The sequence below is a fragment of the Natrinema salsiterrestre genome, from assembly GCF_029502005.1.
GTDB lineage: Archaea > Halobacteriota > Halobacteria > Halobacteriales > Natrialbaceae > Natrinema > Natrinema salsiterrestre.
The window spans coordinates 156,405-169,658 of the sequence record NZ_JAMQOT010000001.1 but is presented as its reverse complement, the minus strand read 5'-3'; the positions used below and the strand labels follow the sequence as shown (position 1 = coordinate 169,658).

Genomic DNA, 13,254 nt, shown 5'->3' with positions numbered 1-13,254 from the left:
CCCTCAGTTCGTCTTTTCGAAGCCGATCCGTCCGCGCACGCTCCCGGACTCATACATAGCCGAGATCCTCGAGGTGGTTCAGCGTCGCTGCAGAGGCACTGTCTTGTTTTCGGACGACGCCCGCGTTCTCGAGTTGTGAAAACTCCGACTGGACGACGTCCCGCGGGTCTGATCCGGTGACCGTCTCGGCAGTGTGAGCGTCGAATACATCCACGACGACACCATCGTCATCCCAGGTGAGGTACTTCCGGATCGTTCCGTCCTCTTCGCGATATACAGTACGGATGTCGCCCTCGAATCGATCCGTGTTTTCGCAGTACTTACCGGCCCGCTGTTCGCTCTCTGCCTTTTTATCGATCGTCGATCCCGAAACGAGTACCGGATCGTCGGCAACGAACCCATCGTCAGACCACTCGTCTTGGACTACCGATTCGACTACGTCGGGGAACGCTTGCAGCGTCGCGAGGTCGTCGTACTCTCTTCCAGTCTCTTGGCCGGGATACGAAACGACGAGTGGGACGTGGAGCAGTGCCTCGTGGAGACCGACGATATGGCCGGCGATCCGTAAGTCGGGACGGACGCGGCTTTGCTCACCGAAGCCCTCACCGTGATCCGATGTAATGACTACCAGCGTATCGTCGAACTGGTCCCTCGCTTCGAGTCCAAGCATCAATCTTTTAATGTGATGGTCGGCCTGTTTGATCGTTCCGTCGTACAGATCCTCGAGGGCGGTCCACTCTTCCCAGGTGTGTTGACCGCCGTACACTTTCCACGAATTGGGATTCATACGGGCTTGCATTCGCTGTACCGCCGTTCCACCCCAGTCGTCGTGTTCGGTTTTCGGATAGAACGGAACGTGTGTGTCCATCAGGTTGAGACACGCTGCCCACGGTCCGTCGACCGAGTCGGTCCACGAGAGGAACGGGTCGACGAACCGCTCGGCGGATTGATCGAGGAGCCGTTCGATCGTTGGAGACGAAAACGATCGCTTGAATTGCGCCGCTGCCCCGTTGGCGAGAGATCGAAGTGGCTGATCCGAGGAGAGACTCCGTTTGAGGTACGCGATGTGCTTATTCCCGCTCGAGTCACCGTCGAGGTACTCCGGACTGTTGAAGAATATATCGGGGTCGGTTGCCGACGGAAAGAGTTGTCCCCGTCGACCGACAGCGTGATCGAACGCGAACCGCAACGACTCGTCTCCGGTCAAATTAACGTTGTCCGAAAACACGCCGGTCGTATACTCGTACTCGTCGCGCAGTTGCTCCCAGATCGTCGCTCCCGGTTTCAATTGGTGCGTTAATAGGTCGTGGACACCGTGCTCGGCGACGGAAAGCCCAGTGAAAATACTCGTATGGCTCGGAAGGCTGGTCATTCCCGGCGACCTCGCTTGTGTGTACGTCGTCGCTCGGGATCGAAACGATTCCAGAAACGGCGTCGTGTTCCGTTCGTATCCGTGTATTCCGGTATGTTTTGCGTTAGCGCTATCGAGAACGACGAGTAAAATATTCGGGCGACTCATTGAGGTTGTGGTATCCTTTCGGTGCGAAATACCTTTTGATATATATTATTGACAGGATGTGCGTAGTATAGCTCTTACCGGAGTGCCATCGATTCTACAAGTACGGTTCAGCCCGATTGAGGCTGCATCTTTCCGAACGTATCTGGCTCGGATAGGCCGGTGGGAATGAGAGAAACGAATCCGCGAATCGACCGACTTCCACCTCCGGAGCTCGTTTGTCACATATATCCGAGATCGCGAAGGTGGTCTTCGATGTTCGTTTTTTCGCCCTGTACCTCCGCATACGTTCCGCTCGGCGAAAACGTCTCTTCGTCGGTCGCTGTCGCCGTTATCCAAGGCACTTTCTTGATCGTCGGAAGTAGCATTCCCTCCGGGTGTCCGTGAATCGAGTACTCCCCGAACGCGTTTCCGTGGTCGGCTGTAATGACTACAGTCTCAGCATCGATGTTCTCTAGGAGCAACTCGACATCGTCGAGCACGAACCGAAGCGTCTCTTCGTAGAGTTCCCACACCTCCTCGCGTGTCGCATCGCCCGATTCGAGGAGTTTCCACCCCCTTGCCTCTACCTCCGTTGGCGACCGGTTTTCGTCGATCGCAGCCCCGATGTAGGGGATATGTGGCTGCATATAGTGGGCGATCAGTCTGTCGTAGTCGGACTCTCGTGCGACTTCGACTGTGCGATCAGTGATGGCGCGTGGCGGGACCCCGAACTCGTCTTGATGGGCGGTTTCCCACAACATGTCGAGCTGGCCAAAATCGTCGGTACCGACGGTTTGCCAGTCCGGCCAGCAGAAGGGAACGGTTTCGTCCGGTGGATAGTCCCCTGTGACGAACGTTTCGTGTGTATGGCCATTCCCGCTTACGTATGCCGTGTTCGCTATTTCGTCCCCGTAGTCCTCGGAGAACGTCTGCGAAAGCCACTCGTGTGAATGACTCCCAACGGACCACCGTGAGTCGACGGTGTCGATGAAGTCGTATTCGGAAGCGACCGTTTCGAGGACGTCTACACGACATGCATCGAGGATGACCAACAAATCCCAGTCTTCATCGTAGATGTGGGTACCAACTGGCCGCCGTGATGTCCCGGTGTACCAGAGCCCGAGATACGCGGTGAACGCGGCGTGCATCAGACCGCGTACGGGGTCCGACGAAAGCTGTTCCCGATGTTCCGTGAGCCACTCCCTGAACGATCCGTCCATTTCTTCTTGAGGGGTTCTTTCAGACGATCAAAACGATGCCGATTCGGGGATATCGGTAGCGAATCGAAGCGACACCGATGATCGTCCGTTGACCCGCTCATCCAGTGCGAAGAATACTAGCGGTTCACTGTCTCTTTGGCCCTCGTTATCGCTGCTGCAAAATCATCGGTATCCAAGATCCTGGAGGTGATCCTCGATATCCACGCTCACGCCACGGTTGGCCTCCAAATCGGGATCCCGCGTCTGCGTGTCTCGAGCGGAGGTTTCTACCCACGGAACTTTTTTTACGATTGGATGTGGGAACCCCTCCGGATGGCCGTATGCACGCATCTCACCGAACGCTTCCCCGTGATCCGCAGTGATCGCGACGCGTTCGGCATCGATGTTCTTCAGGAGTACTTCCACTTCGTCCAATACGAGTCGAAGCGTCTCCGTATACAGTTCATAGACCGTCTCTCTATCGCTCTCACCGGATTCCAGTTTCTCATACCCGTCCATCTCTACGTCTGTCGGACCGCGCCCGTCCCTGAATGCTCGCCCGATGTACGGGAGGTGTGGTTGCATATAGTGGACGATCAGCCGCTCCGGATCTCGTGTTCGTCCGGCCGCAATCGCGTGATCCGTCATCACACCCGGAAGGGTGACGCGATACGTCTCGTCCAACCGATCTTCCCACACCATCTCGAGCGATTCGAACGCCTCGGTATCGACGAAGTCCCATCTCGAGAAATCGATAGCGGTCGTGTTGTTCATCGGCGGGGTCATTCGCTGATCGAGTACGCGGTCGGTGTGTGGATTTCCGGTAATATACTGGGTTCGTTCTATTTCCGAGCGATAGGTCTCCGAAAAGGTCTGTGCGAGCCATTCGGCCGAATGGCTCCCGATGGACCACATCTCGTCGACGGTGTCGATAAAATCGTATTCATCCGCAACCTCCCGAAGCGTATCGACTCGGCACGCATCGAGTACGATCAGAACATCCCACTCTCGCTCGTAGACGTTCGTACCGATGGGACGTCTGGAGGTAATTCCGAACCACGCCATCAGATACCACGTGTAGACGACGTAAAGCGGAGCACGGGCGGGATTATCGCGGAAGTGTTCCCACATCTCCGCGAGCCACGATCGGACGTTCGTCTGCATATACGCTCCGTAGGCGAACGGACGGTGATGAAATAACCGGTCTACTCCGGTGCGACAACGGGGAGTGTAAACGGGAGGTTCTCACGAACAGTTCTCCGGAATTGTCGGGAGAGAACGAACAAGACCGAAAAGTAGATCGTCGCACCGATTCCGACGAGCACGATAACGATCGGTAGGGTGTCACCGAGCAGAACACGACCGACGAGCACGACAGCGGCCATGATTCCGGCAGCGGAACACTGTTTAGCGACTTCACCGAGCGGCACGACGACATCGATAACTTGGCTGGCGTAATAATATCCGAGGACGAGTCCCAATCCAGCGGATACCGTAGTCGCCACTGCTGCGCCGTACCAGCCGAACCTCCAGGTAAGGACGACGTTCAAAACGGTGTTCACCGCAACGAAGATGGCGTTGATGTAGAACGTGAGATCCGGTCGATCAATGGCATCGATGGTGTTCAGAAATTGCTCCATGTATCCGTAGAGGAGTCGTGCGAACGTGAGCACGAGGAGGAGGTAGTATCCAACGGAGAATCCCGAACCGTAGATCGTCAACACGACATCTCCCACGAGGGCGCTTCCGACGAGCCCCGGGATGATGAACAATCCGGAGTACGCGAGACTCATACGCAATAGCTCGACGATCTCCGCGTCGGAACCGGACTCCGACGAAATCTTACTCATCTCCGGAAAGAGCGTTTGAGAGATGGATGCACCGAAAATCGCGAATAGGGACGCGAGATTCCACGCAATCTCGTAGACGGCGATGAAACTGTTCGAGACGAAGACGGCCAGAATGAGCGTGTCCATCGACATAAACGTCCGCCCTTTGATTGAACCCAGCCACGAGAACTGTGCGTACGTCTTGAGCCGAGAGAAATCTCCCCGGGACGGATATGTAGCGGGAACGGTTATAAAGTACAAGCCAATAACGGTCGCAACGATTGCGCCGATGACGTATCCGGCAAACGCGCCCGCAATTCCGAATCCGGAGAGAACAAGCCCGACCTGAACGAGACTACGACCCGTCCATTCGACCGGTGTGAGGATGCTGGAAACGTGAACGAGGTGTTGACCGTCGAGGACTGACTGAACGAAGATCAATCCGAGCTGGGTCGCTAACATCGCAATCAACACCCACGTCGCCTCGAGCCCCATGAACTCGTTTAGATAGGGACGCGCGAGCCAGAGAAAGACAGCTACGACCACGTACAATCCGAACTGGGCGATCGCACCGGAAACGACGTAGTTGCCTTCGTTTGGTTCGCTTACTCGCTTTCGGATCGCCTGCGGGAGCCCGAGTTTGCCGACCATCGCCACCCACGCCAGAACCGATAGAACGACCACATACGTTCCGTACTGGTTCTGACCGAGGGTCCGTGTGAGGACGATTGTGGCGACGAAGCCCGAGAGAGACATTACCAGACGCGACAGGAAATTCACTATCGAAGTGTGACCGTATCTCATTGATTGTCACTTGCGGGCCGGGGGTAGCATTGAGTTACTACCGTCGACCTATCAATACCATGTTTTCGACCGGTACCGACGATCCATCGGAAGACTCCCCTCTTTCGATCGATGCAAACGATCATTCGGTAACGTGATCGTTCCCGAGCAGGTGACGGGCTCGGTGCTGATCACTCACACGTGTTCCGATGCGACGAGGCAGTCGATGGCCGGATCAACCATCCCCGAAGACATATAATACTCAAGTAGAATCAGGTGCATATGCAAGCAGTCGTGCTGGCCGCGGGGAAGGGAACCCGCCTCCGGCCGCTCACCGACGACAAGCCGAAGGTCCTCGTCGAAGTCGACGGCAAACCGCTCATCGAGGACGTCATGGACAACCTCATCGAGATCGGCGCGACCGAGTTCGTTCTCGTCGTCGGCTACATGAAAGAGAAGATCATCGAACGCTACGGCGACGAGTACGAGGGCGTCCCGATCACCTACGCTCATCAGCGCGAACAACTCGGGCTCGCTCACGCCATCCTCCAGGCGGAGCCCCACATCGACGACGACTTCATGCTCATGCTGGGGGACAACGTCTTTCGAGCGAACCTCGGCGACGTGATCAACCGCCAGCGAGAAGAGCGCGCCGACGCCGCGTTCCTCGTCGAGGAAGTTCCCTACGAGGAAGCCTCGAGGTACGGCGTGCTCGACACCAACGAGTATGGCGAGATCGTCGAAGTGATGGAGAAACCGGAGGATCCCCCGTCGAACCTCGTCATGACCGGGTTCTACACGTTCACGCCCGAAATTTTCCACGCCTGTCACCTCGTTCAGCCGTCGGATCGCGGGGAGTACGAACTGCCGGACGCGATCGATCTGCTCATTCAGTCGGGTCGTACCATCGATGCGATCCGGATGGACGGCTGGCGTATCGACGTCGGCTACCCCGAAGACAGGGACCGCGCCGAGGAGCGACTCACCGAGAAAGAGCCCGAGCCGGTCGAACAGTAGCGACCGTCCCTCGATCGACGGCCCAGTTCTCGAACTGGCCACTGACTCGACGGAAACCCAAAAGGGACTAATCACCGCCCTCCCTTGCAAATTCCATGAACGTTTCCATCGTCGGCAGCGGTTACGTCGGCACAACCGTCGCCGCCTGTCTCGCGGATATCGGCCACGACGTGATCAACATCGAAATCGACGAGGACATCGTCGAGGCGATAAACGCCGGCGAGGCTCCGATTCACGAGTCGGGTCTCGCGGAACGAATCGCCGACCACGCCGGCTCGAGTCTCCGCGCGACGACGGACTACGATGCCGTTCGCGAGACGGACGTCACCTTCCTCTGTCTGCCGACGCCCCAGTCCGAGGACGGCAGTCTCGACCTCGCGATCATGCGGGCCGGCGCGGAGTCGCTCGGCCGCGCGCTCGCCGACGAGGACGGCGACCACCTCGTGGTCGTCAAGAGTACGGTCCTGCCCGGCACGACCGAGGACGTCGTCGGCCCGGTCCTCGAGGCGGAATCCGGAACCGCGATCGGTGACGGCCTCGAGATCGCGATGAATCCCGAGTTCCTCCGGATGGGAACTGCGGTCGAGGACTTCCTCGAGCCGGACAAGATCGTTTTCGGAGCCTCGAGCGACGGGGCGGCAGAGACGCTCCGCGAACTGTACGCACCGATTCTCGATCGACAGGGAACGGATCTCGTCGAGACCGACGTTCGCGAGGCCGAACTCATCAAGTACGCGAACAACGCCTTCCTCGCGTCGAAGGTCTCGCTGGTCAACGAGCTGGGGAACATCGCGAAGGAGTACGACGCGGACGCCTACGAGGTACTCGAGGCGGTCGGCCTCGACGATCGGATCTCGGAGCGATTCATGCGGTCGGGCCTCGGGTGGGGCGGCTCGTGTTTCCCCAAAGACGTCAACGCCTTGCGGGCCGGCGCTCGCGATCAGGGGTACGAACCGGCGCTCCTCGACGCGGCGGTTACCGTCAACGACGCCCAGCCACGACGGCTCGTCGATCTGCTCGAAGAACACGTCCCCCTCGAGGGGGCCCGAATCGCGGTCCTCGGACTGTCGTTCAAGCCCGGCACCGACGATGTCCGCAAGTCGCGCGCGCTCGACGTGATCGATCACCTGACGGATCGCGGTGCGGACGTCGTCGCCGCCGATCCGGTCGCGATCGAGAACGTGCGGCCCGACTATCCCGACATCGAGTACGCCGCGTCCGCCGAGGCCGCGCTCGAGGGCGCGGACGGCGCAGTCGTCGCGACCGACTGGCCGGAGTTCGACGGGCTCTCGTTCGACGGCATGGCCCGCCGGGTCCTGGTCGACGGCCGACGGATCGACGTCGACGAGGACGCCCTCGAGGTCTACGAGGGATTGACCTGGTAGCGATCGACCGACTCACGGTGGTCGGACCCGTGTCGCAGACCCACCACCGGTCAATCAGTAGCCTTTTGCGGTTCGGAGGGGGAGTTGTGCCCGATGGAAGACGATGCGGTTCGCACGGGCTCAAGCGGTCTCTCGGATGGCGGAGAGACGATCGCCGTCTCGGAGGAGGCCGACGAAATCTCGCCCGACGACGTCTGCGTTCTCATCCCGACGCTCAACGAGGCGGCGACGATCGCCGACGTGATCGAGGGCTTCCGCGACGAGGGATACGCGAACGTCCTCGTCGTCGACGGCGATTCGACCGACGGGACCCGTGAGATCGCTCGCGACCACGGCGCGGACGTGCTGGTCCAGTCCGGTGACGGCAAGGGCCAGGCGGTCCGGGAAGCGCTCGAGCACATCACCGTCCCCTACGTCTTGATGCTCGACGGCGACGGAACGTACGATCCGGCCGACGCCGACACGATGCTCGAACCGCTCTCTCGCGGGTACGAACACGTGATCGGCAATCGCTTCGCCGAGATGGACGACGATGCGATGCGGGCGCTGAACGGGTTCGGGAACCGGATGATAAACCGCGCGTTCGGGTTCGTTCACGGGGCGAATTACGAGGACATTCTGTCGGGCTACCGGGCGTTTACCGTCGAGTCGTTCAAACGGCTCTCGCTCGACTCGGACGGGTTCACGATCGAAACCGAACTCGCGGTCGAATGCGTCAAACACGGCGTCGAAACCACGGTCGTCCCGGTCAGTTACAGTGCACGTCCCGACGAGTCGGAGACGAACCTCCACCCGGTCAAAGACGGCGGAACGATCCTGCTCGCGCTGTACTCGCTGGCCAAGACGAACAATCCCCTCTTTTACTTCGGAAGCCTGGGAGTCACCGGCATCCTCTCGGGCGGTCTCATCGCGATGTACGTCCTCTGGGAGTGGGTGCAGTACCACCAGAGTCACGAAGTCATGGCACTCGCCTCGGCGGCCGCGATCCTGCTGGGCGTCCAGCTACTCATGTTCGGCGTCCTCTCGGATATGCTCGTCACGCTACACCGCGAGCAGCGTCGCCGCCTTGAGCGGATCGCTCGAGACGACCGAAACGAGTGATCGGACGGGGCGACGAGTGGCCGAGCGGTTTCCAGAAGCCGACTTCAGAAGGGCAACAGCGCGCGAACCTGCGCGACGACGCCGTTCGAGTTGTTCCGACGGTACTCCTCGAAGGGCTGGTGGAGCGCGTTCAACAGTTCCTGCCGAGAATCGAACTGCTCGGTCGGGACTTCGGCGAGCATCTCGCCCAGCGGGACCTCGTTTCCGTGGACGTCGTACGGGATGCGCTCGTGGCCGATTTCGGCCCTGACGTCGCCTTTCGTGGCCGGAAAGGAGAGGTCGGAACGCTTGAGATGGGCGTCGACGGCAGCGATACCGAACTCGATGCTGTCGGGTTCCTCGTCGTCTCCGCTCGATGGTGGCCGGACTCCCATACCTCTCGCTACGGAGCCGGATATAAAAATGGCTGTGGAGGCGGACGAGTATTCGCGACCGCTGCACGGATCGATCGGCGATGTGTAATGACCGCTGGAAACACGGACGTTTTGTCCGCTGAGAATGCGGCCGTGTATCGAACACCGGGCTCGGACACCTCGTCGAACGGGGGTGCGAGCCGTCGCCCTGTCGACACTCCTTTGGGGACTGCGACGGAGTGTGGTATATGACCGAGTACACCACGGTGTCGATCCCGAAGGACCTCGCGGATCGCGTCGAGGACACCATCGAGGGGACGAGCTTCCAGAGCACGAGCGACCTCGTCCGATTCCTGCTCCGGAGCATCGTCATTCAGCACCAGAAGGAGGGGGAACTCACCGAAGCGGAGTTCGAAGAGATCACCGAACAGCTCCGCGGACTGGGCTACCTCGAGTAGTGACCCGTCGCCGTCCTCGATAGCCGTCGAGTCAGTCCGACAGCGACTGGCCCGGCGGCGACGCGTCGACGATCTCGAGTGGCTGGCGCTCGCCGCTCCGATCGAACGCGGCGAAGGAATTCTCGTCGACGTCCCACGGCGGGACCGCGACGAACACGACCTGTGCCAGATCGTCCCGCCGCGTCACTTCGAGTTCGCCGACGGGGTGAGAGACGAACCGTCCCTGTGTCTGTCCGGCGGGGGTCGACAGATTGACACCGAAGACCGCGTTGACTGAGTTGCCCGGATCGGGAAGGAAGAAGTCGGTAAAGACCGGTGTGTCAGGGGGGAGATCGTCCGCACCCTCGAGCTCGCTCGCGCTGGTGATAGAGACGCCGGTCGTCACGCCGCTCGGGTCGGCATCGCTGGCCAGGTCCAGTAGGACGTCGACGAGTCCGCGGGTTACGTAGACCACAGGAGTGTTTCGGGTGGCTAGCAGTTAGGTGTATGCCCAGCGGGTGTGGCGGTGGACCGCTCCCGGCTGTCCGTTAGACCGGCAGGAGCGCGCGGGCCATCTCCGCGTACAGTCGCGGGGTTCGCTTGCGGGAGCCGGCGAGCGCGTCCTCGAGCGCTCGCGATGCATCCGCCATGACACCGGGGCCGTGGCCGACGAGGACCCGTTCTGGAGCGACGCCGCGGAGGGGTGTTCGGGGCGGATTCAGCCGCAACATCGGATGGACGCCGAGCTCCTCGTCGCCGGCCAGGAAGTAGTCGCTCGTGCCGACCGTTTCGGGAACCACGAGCGTTCCGTCGGTCGGGTCGTAGAGCGCGACTTCCTGCCAGAAGCGGTTGTCGATCAGGGGAATCGCCCGGAGTCCGGTGTCGGAAAGCTCGTCGTCGAAGCGGGCGACCGCCGCGTCGAGGTCCTCGCTGACTCCCTCGAAGAACTCGGGGACGTACACCGGCACGTCGTGGCGATCCGCGACGGCGGCGGCGTCGCGTTTGTGTCGATCGAGCATGACGACGACACCGGCGACGTCGCCGAACTCCGCGAAGAGCTCGTCGATTCCCGCTGCGTCCACGGGATCGAACACCCAGACCTCGCCGTCGATCTCGAGGGCGTGACTGGCGCGTCGCATCGTCTCATCCGGATAGGTGATCCAGCCGACGCCGCCGTCGAATCGGTCGATTTCCTCGAACTCACTCGGTCGCTCGTCGGCACGTGAACTCATACAGACGGTTACGTTACGTAACCCCATAAGCGTGGGTGAACGGTGCGTCGGTGGTCGGCCGTTGTAGCGGACCGGCAGATTGACCCTCAGCCGCTGTGTGTTCGGTTCCTCCGGGTATCGCCCTCGGCGACGGTTCTATGCATCCGCTTCGCGTACGTTTCCCCATGCTAACCGGGTTGGCCTGGCTCGCGCTCGAGGCCAAGTACCTCGAGCCGGCGCGGGAGTTCTACGAGGAGCGGCTGGGATTGACCGTCCGCGAACGCGGGGCCGACGAACTCGCTTTCGAGGCCGGCGAGACCGACCTTCTGCTCCGCCGCCCCGACGGCTTTCCGCGCGGCGGGTTGCATACTCACTACGCGTTTTCGATTCCCGAATCCGAGTACGACGACTGGTGGGAGCGGCTCGGCCGCGAGTACGAGCTCGAGGAAGCGCAGTTCGGCCCCGCGCGATCGCTGTACCTGTACGATCCCGACGGGAACTGCGTCGAACTCGGCCAGCAGGACGTCGCCGGCCCGGGAATCGACGGGATCTTCGAAGTCGTTCTCGAGGTCGAGGACCTCGACCGCGCACGGGCGTTCTACGAGGATCTGGGGTTCGAGACGGTCGACGAGGGTGATAGCCGCAAGCGGATTCGGCTTCACGGACCGATGGCCCTCGAGCTCTGGGAACCGCATCTGGGCATCGCCGACGCCCGCGGCGGCGTCCACGTCGATCTCGGATTCGAGACGGCCGATCCCGGGGCGGCGCTCGAGGCGGTGCGTGATCGTGTGCAGTCGGTCGTGCGGGAGAGCGACGAAGAAATCGTCGTTCGCGACCCGGACGGCCACTTCCTGACGTTTACCGAGAGACCTCGATAAGAAAGCGGATCATCACTCACCGGCGTATTCGTGTGTGCAAGCGCTGTCCCACCGACATCGAACGGATACGGTTCGTCACTCGTCATCCGGTGAATGCTCGTTCGCGTGTCGTTTGATCGCGTCCGCGTGGTGCTTCGATTGGGAATCCAGATCTTCGTAGGAGTCTCGAGTTCCGTACGCGGCGGCATCGTCGATCAGTCGCTCGAAGTCGTCGACGATCCGGTCGGGTTCGTCTTCCGGTTCGACGACCGCCTTTCCGTTCTCCTCTCGAATTTCGACTTCGGTTCCCGGCGAGATTCCGAGACGATTTCGCACCTCCTGTGGGAGAACGACTCGCCCCTTCGAGTCGACCGTAACCATGTTTCCACCTGTCGTGAGAAAAATATAATTGCTTCGACGGCAGTCAACGGGAGCCGCACCACTGCCGAACCGCATTACTCGCTTTCCGTCCGGTCGTCACAGCCGGTCCGTACTCACCTCCACACCCGGCGGCGTCACGATCAGAAAGCCCCGAAAGTGGACGAGGTTTCCGTCCGCCTCTCTGATATCCCGGGCGAATCCGGCGGCTAATTCGTTGACGTCCCCCTCGACGTTCAGAATCAGCACGTTCCCCTTCGAGATCGCCTCGAGCCACTCGTCGGCCGGTGTCTCGCCGTCCAGGACGCCGAGGATGATGCTCCCCTCGAGCTCGAGTTCGTCGTCGATGTGTTCCTCGACCGCTCGGAGGTCGAGGTCGAAGTCGCTCATACCGGGTGGGTCGAACCGGGACGAGAAAAACGTTCGGCATCAACCTTTTTCACTGTCGTTCGAGAGAGCTCCGCTCTCTCGTGATGACGAGACGCCTTTGGCGTCTCGAACCACGTGCGGTCGCTTTGCGACCGCACTCGGCAAAAGGTTGATCAAAAGCACTCCTCCTTCCCTTCCGGCGTCGCAAAGCGACGCCTTCAGGTCAGTCGTCGGCCCGCTCGCTCACTCCGTTCGCTCGCGGATGCTATTCCCTACTCTGCCCGCTCACTGATCACGGCTTTAGAGTTACTTCGCCCCTCGATCCCGGTCGTTCACGGCTTCGCTCGGTCAATCCATCGGGAACTCCTTCTGGAACCCGCGGAACTCGGTCCGGTGGGCCTCCTCGTCCGCGAGGATCGTCACCGCCACGTCCTCCGTGACGGGGTCGTTCGCCTCGGTCGCGGCCTCGATCAGCGACCGGTAGGTCTCGATGGCGTCCTCCTCGGCCTCGAGGACTCCTTCGATAACCGACTGGACGTCGGTCGTGTCCTCGGGCGGCTGCAGGCTGTGCTGGTTGGCCTCGAACGACTCAGAGCCCGGCGGCGATTCGTCGAGTTGCTTCAGGCGCTCGCCGAGCATCCGCGCGTGGTCGAGCTCCTCCTGGATGTCCTCTTCGAGGCTCGTCTTGACCTCCTCGGCGTGGATGCCGTCGAGGACGATGGCGTTGGTCTGGTAATTCATTACGGTCTCGAGTTCGTCGATGTACGCCCCGGTCAGCAGGTCTGTGATCTCGTCGGTCGTCATGCGCACCGTCGTACCACGACCGCGTATAAAATG

Annotated in this window: 15 protein-coding genes; 5 read left to right on the top strand and 10 right to left on the bottom strand. The window is 60.7% G+C overall.

All coding sequences use genetic code 11. The features are described 5' to 3' along the window. Window positions 1-49 precede the first annotated feature (49 nt). The 4 genes from NDI89_RS00765 to NDI89_RS00750 all read right to left on the bottom strand — a co-directional run bounded on the left by NDI89_RS00765 (window position 50) and on the right by NDI89_RS00750 (window position 5,330). On the bottom strand, window positions 50-1,519 hold the full coding sequence (locus NDI89_RS00765) for a sulfatase (RefSeq protein ID WP_277519568.1): 1,470 nt from the start codon (window positions 1,517-1,519) through the stop codon (window positions 50-52). Window positions 1,520-1,737: 218 nt separating this feature from the next. Further along, complete coding sequence (locus NDI89_RS00760; RefSeq protein ID WP_277519567.1) at window positions 1,738-2,718, bottom strand: hypothetical protein; 981 nt, start codon at window positions 2,716-2,718, stop codon at window positions 1,738-1,740. A gap of 162 nt (window positions 2,719-2,880) precedes the next feature. After that, a complete protein-coding gene (locus NDI89_RS00755; RefSeq protein ID WP_277519565.1) occupies window positions 2,881-3,861 on the bottom strand; it encodes an alkaline phosphatase family protein in 981 nt (326 codons plus the stop codon). Window positions 3,862-3,902: 41 nt separating this feature from the next. Continuing rightward, a complete protein-coding gene (locus NDI89_RS00750) occupies window positions 3,903-5,330 on the bottom strand; it encodes an oligosaccharide flippase family protein (protein ID WP_277519563.1) in 1,428 nt (475 codons plus the stop codon). A 261-nt stretch (window positions 5,331-5,591) separates the two neighbouring features. On the opposite strand from NDI89_RS00750, the gene aglF reads away from it, so the two are divergent. The 3 genes from aglF to aglJ all read left to right on the top strand — a co-directional run bounded on the left by aglF (window position 5,592) and on the right by aglJ (window position 8,812). Beyond that, on the top strand, window positions 5,592-6,326 hold the full coding sequence (gene aglF / locus NDI89_RS00745; protein WP_277519562.1) for a UTP--glucose-1-phosphate uridylyltransferase AglF: 735 nt from the start codon (window positions 5,592-5,594) through the stop codon (window positions 6,324-6,326). A 95-nt stretch (window positions 6,327-6,421) separates the two neighbouring features. Continuing rightward, the gene (aglM, locus tag NDI89_RS00740; protein WP_277519561.1) at window positions 6,422-7,711 is read left to right on the top strand and encodes a UDP-glucose 6-dehydrogenase AglM; all 1,290 of its coding nucleotides are present in this window, start codon (window positions 6,422-6,424) and stop codon (window positions 7,709-7,711) included. Between the two features lie 93 nt (window positions 7,712-7,804). Further along, window positions 7,805-8,812 carry an S-layer glycoprotein N-glycosyltransferase AglJ gene (aglJ, locus tag NDI89_RS00735; protein ID WP_277519560.1) on the top strand — a complete coding sequence of 336 codons (1,008 nt, stop codon included), beginning with the start codon at window positions 7,805-7,807 and terminating at the stop codon, window positions 8,810-8,812. Window positions 8,813-8,856: 44 nt separating this feature from the next. Here aglJ and NDI89_RS00730 read toward each other — a convergent pair whose 3' ends face one another. Beyond that, on the bottom strand, window positions 8,857-9,186 hold the full coding sequence (locus NDI89_RS00730) for a DUF5789 family protein (RefSeq protein ID WP_277519557.1): 330 nt from the start codon (window positions 9,184-9,186) through the stop codon (window positions 8,857-8,859). 227 nt (window positions 9,187-9,413) lie between these two features. Here NDI89_RS00730 and NDI89_RS00725 point away from each other — a divergent pair, with 227 nt between their 5' ends. Next, window positions 9,414-9,623 (top strand): ribbon-helix-helix domain-containing protein, encoded by a 210-nt coding sequence (locus tag NDI89_RS00725; protein WP_006179895.1) that lies wholly within the window; start codon window positions 9,414-9,416, stop codon window positions 9,621-9,623. A 31-nt stretch (window positions 9,624-9,654) separates the two neighbouring features. Here NDI89_RS00725 and NDI89_RS00720 read toward each other — a convergent pair whose 3' ends face one another. Beyond that, window positions 9,655-10,077 (bottom strand): JAB/MPN domain protein-containing protein, encoded by a 423-nt coding sequence (locus tag NDI89_RS00720; RefSeq protein WP_277519555.1) that lies wholly within the window; start codon window positions 10,075-10,077, stop codon window positions 9,655-9,657. Window positions 10,078-10,150: 73 nt separating this feature from the next. Then, complete coding sequence (locus NDI89_RS00715) at window positions 10,151-10,834, bottom strand: hypothetical protein (protein WP_277519554.1); 684 nt, start codon at window positions 10,832-10,834, stop codon at window positions 10,151-10,153. A gap of 164 nt (window positions 10,835-10,998) precedes the next feature. On the opposite strand from NDI89_RS00715, the gene NDI89_RS00710 reads away from it, so the two are divergent. Continuing rightward, window positions 10,999-11,691: a VOC family protein gene (locus tag NDI89_RS00710; RefSeq protein WP_277519553.1), complete on the top strand. Its 693-nt coding sequence runs from the start codon at window positions 10,999-11,001 to the stop codon at window positions 11,689-11,691. A gap of 75 nt (window positions 11,692-11,766) precedes the next feature. Here NDI89_RS00710 and NDI89_RS00705 read toward each other — a convergent pair whose 3' ends face one another. The 3 genes from NDI89_RS00705 to NDI89_RS00695 form a co-directional block, all read right to left on the bottom strand. Continuing rightward, window positions 11,767-12,051, bottom strand: a complete 285-nt coding sequence (locus NDI89_RS00705; RefSeq protein WP_277519552.1) for an AbrB/MazE/SpoVT family DNA-binding domain-containing protein — start codon at window positions 12,049-12,051, stop codon at window positions 11,767-11,769. Between the two features lie 96 nt (window positions 12,052-12,147). Beyond that, window positions 12,148-12,438, bottom strand: a complete 291-nt coding sequence (locus tag NDI89_RS00700) for a DUF5779 family protein (protein ID WP_277519551.1) — start codon at window positions 12,436-12,438, stop codon at window positions 12,148-12,150. Between the two features lie 327 nt (window positions 12,439-12,765). Continuing rightward, on the bottom strand, window positions 12,766-13,221 hold the full coding sequence (locus NDI89_RS00695; RefSeq protein ID WP_226007588.1) for a ferritin-like domain-containing protein: 456 nt from the start codon (window positions 13,219-13,221) through the stop codon (window positions 12,766-12,768). Between the last annotated feature and the right edge of the window lie 33 nt (window positions 13,222-13,254).

Coding starts and splice junctions, on each gene's coding strand:
- NDI89_RS00765 (WP_277519568.1), bottom strand. CDS start 1,519: ATGAGTCGCCCGAATATTTTACTCGTCGTTCTCGATAGCGCTAACGCA.
- NDI89_RS00760 (WP_277519567.1), bottom strand. CDS start 2,718: ATGGACGGATCGTTCAGGGAGTGGCTCACGGAACATCGGGAACAGCTT.
- NDI89_RS00755 (WP_277519565.1), bottom strand. CDS start 3,861: ATGCAGACGAACGTCCGATCGTGGCTCGCGGAGATGTGGGAACACTTC.
- NDI89_RS00750 (WP_277519563.1), bottom strand. CDS start 5,330: ATGAGATACGGTCACACTTCGATAGTGAATTTCCTGTCGCGTCTGGTA.
- aglF (WP_277519562.1), top strand. CDS start 5,592: ATGCAAGCAGTCGTGCTGGCCGCGGGGAAGGGAACCCGCCTCCGGCCG.
- aglM (WP_277519561.1), top strand. CDS start 6,422: ATGAACGTTTCCATCGTCGGCAGCGGTTACGTCGGCACAACCGTCGCC.
- aglJ (WP_277519560.1), top strand. CDS start 7,805: ATGGAAGACGATGCGGTTCGCACGGGCTCAAGCGGTCTCTCGGATGGC.
- NDI89_RS00730 (WP_277519557.1), bottom strand. CDS start 9,186: ATGGGAGTCCGGCCACCATCGAGCGGAGACGACGAGGAACCCGACAGC.
- NDI89_RS00725 (WP_006179895.1), top strand. CDS start 9,414: ATGACCGAGTACACCACGGTGTCGATCCCGAAGGACCTCGCGGATCGC.
- NDI89_RS00715 (WP_277519554.1), bottom strand. CDS start 10,834: ATGAGTTCACGTGCCGACGAGCGACCGAGTGAGTTCGAGGAAATCGAC.
- NDI89_RS00710 (WP_277519553.1), top strand. CDS start 10,999: ATGCTAACCGGGTTGGCCTGGCTCGCGCTCGAGGCCAAGTACCTCGAG.
- NDI89_RS00705 (WP_277519552.1), bottom strand. CDS start 12,051: ATGGTTACGGTCGACTCGAAGGGGCGAGTCGTTCTCCCACAGGAGGTG.
- NDI89_RS00700 (WP_277519551.1), bottom strand. CDS start 12,438: ATGAGCGACTTCGACCTCGACCTCCGAGCGGTCGAGGAACACATCGAC.
- NDI89_RS00695 (WP_226007588.1), bottom strand. CDS start 13,221: ATGACGACCGACGAGATCACAGACCTGCTGACCGGGGCGTACATCGAC.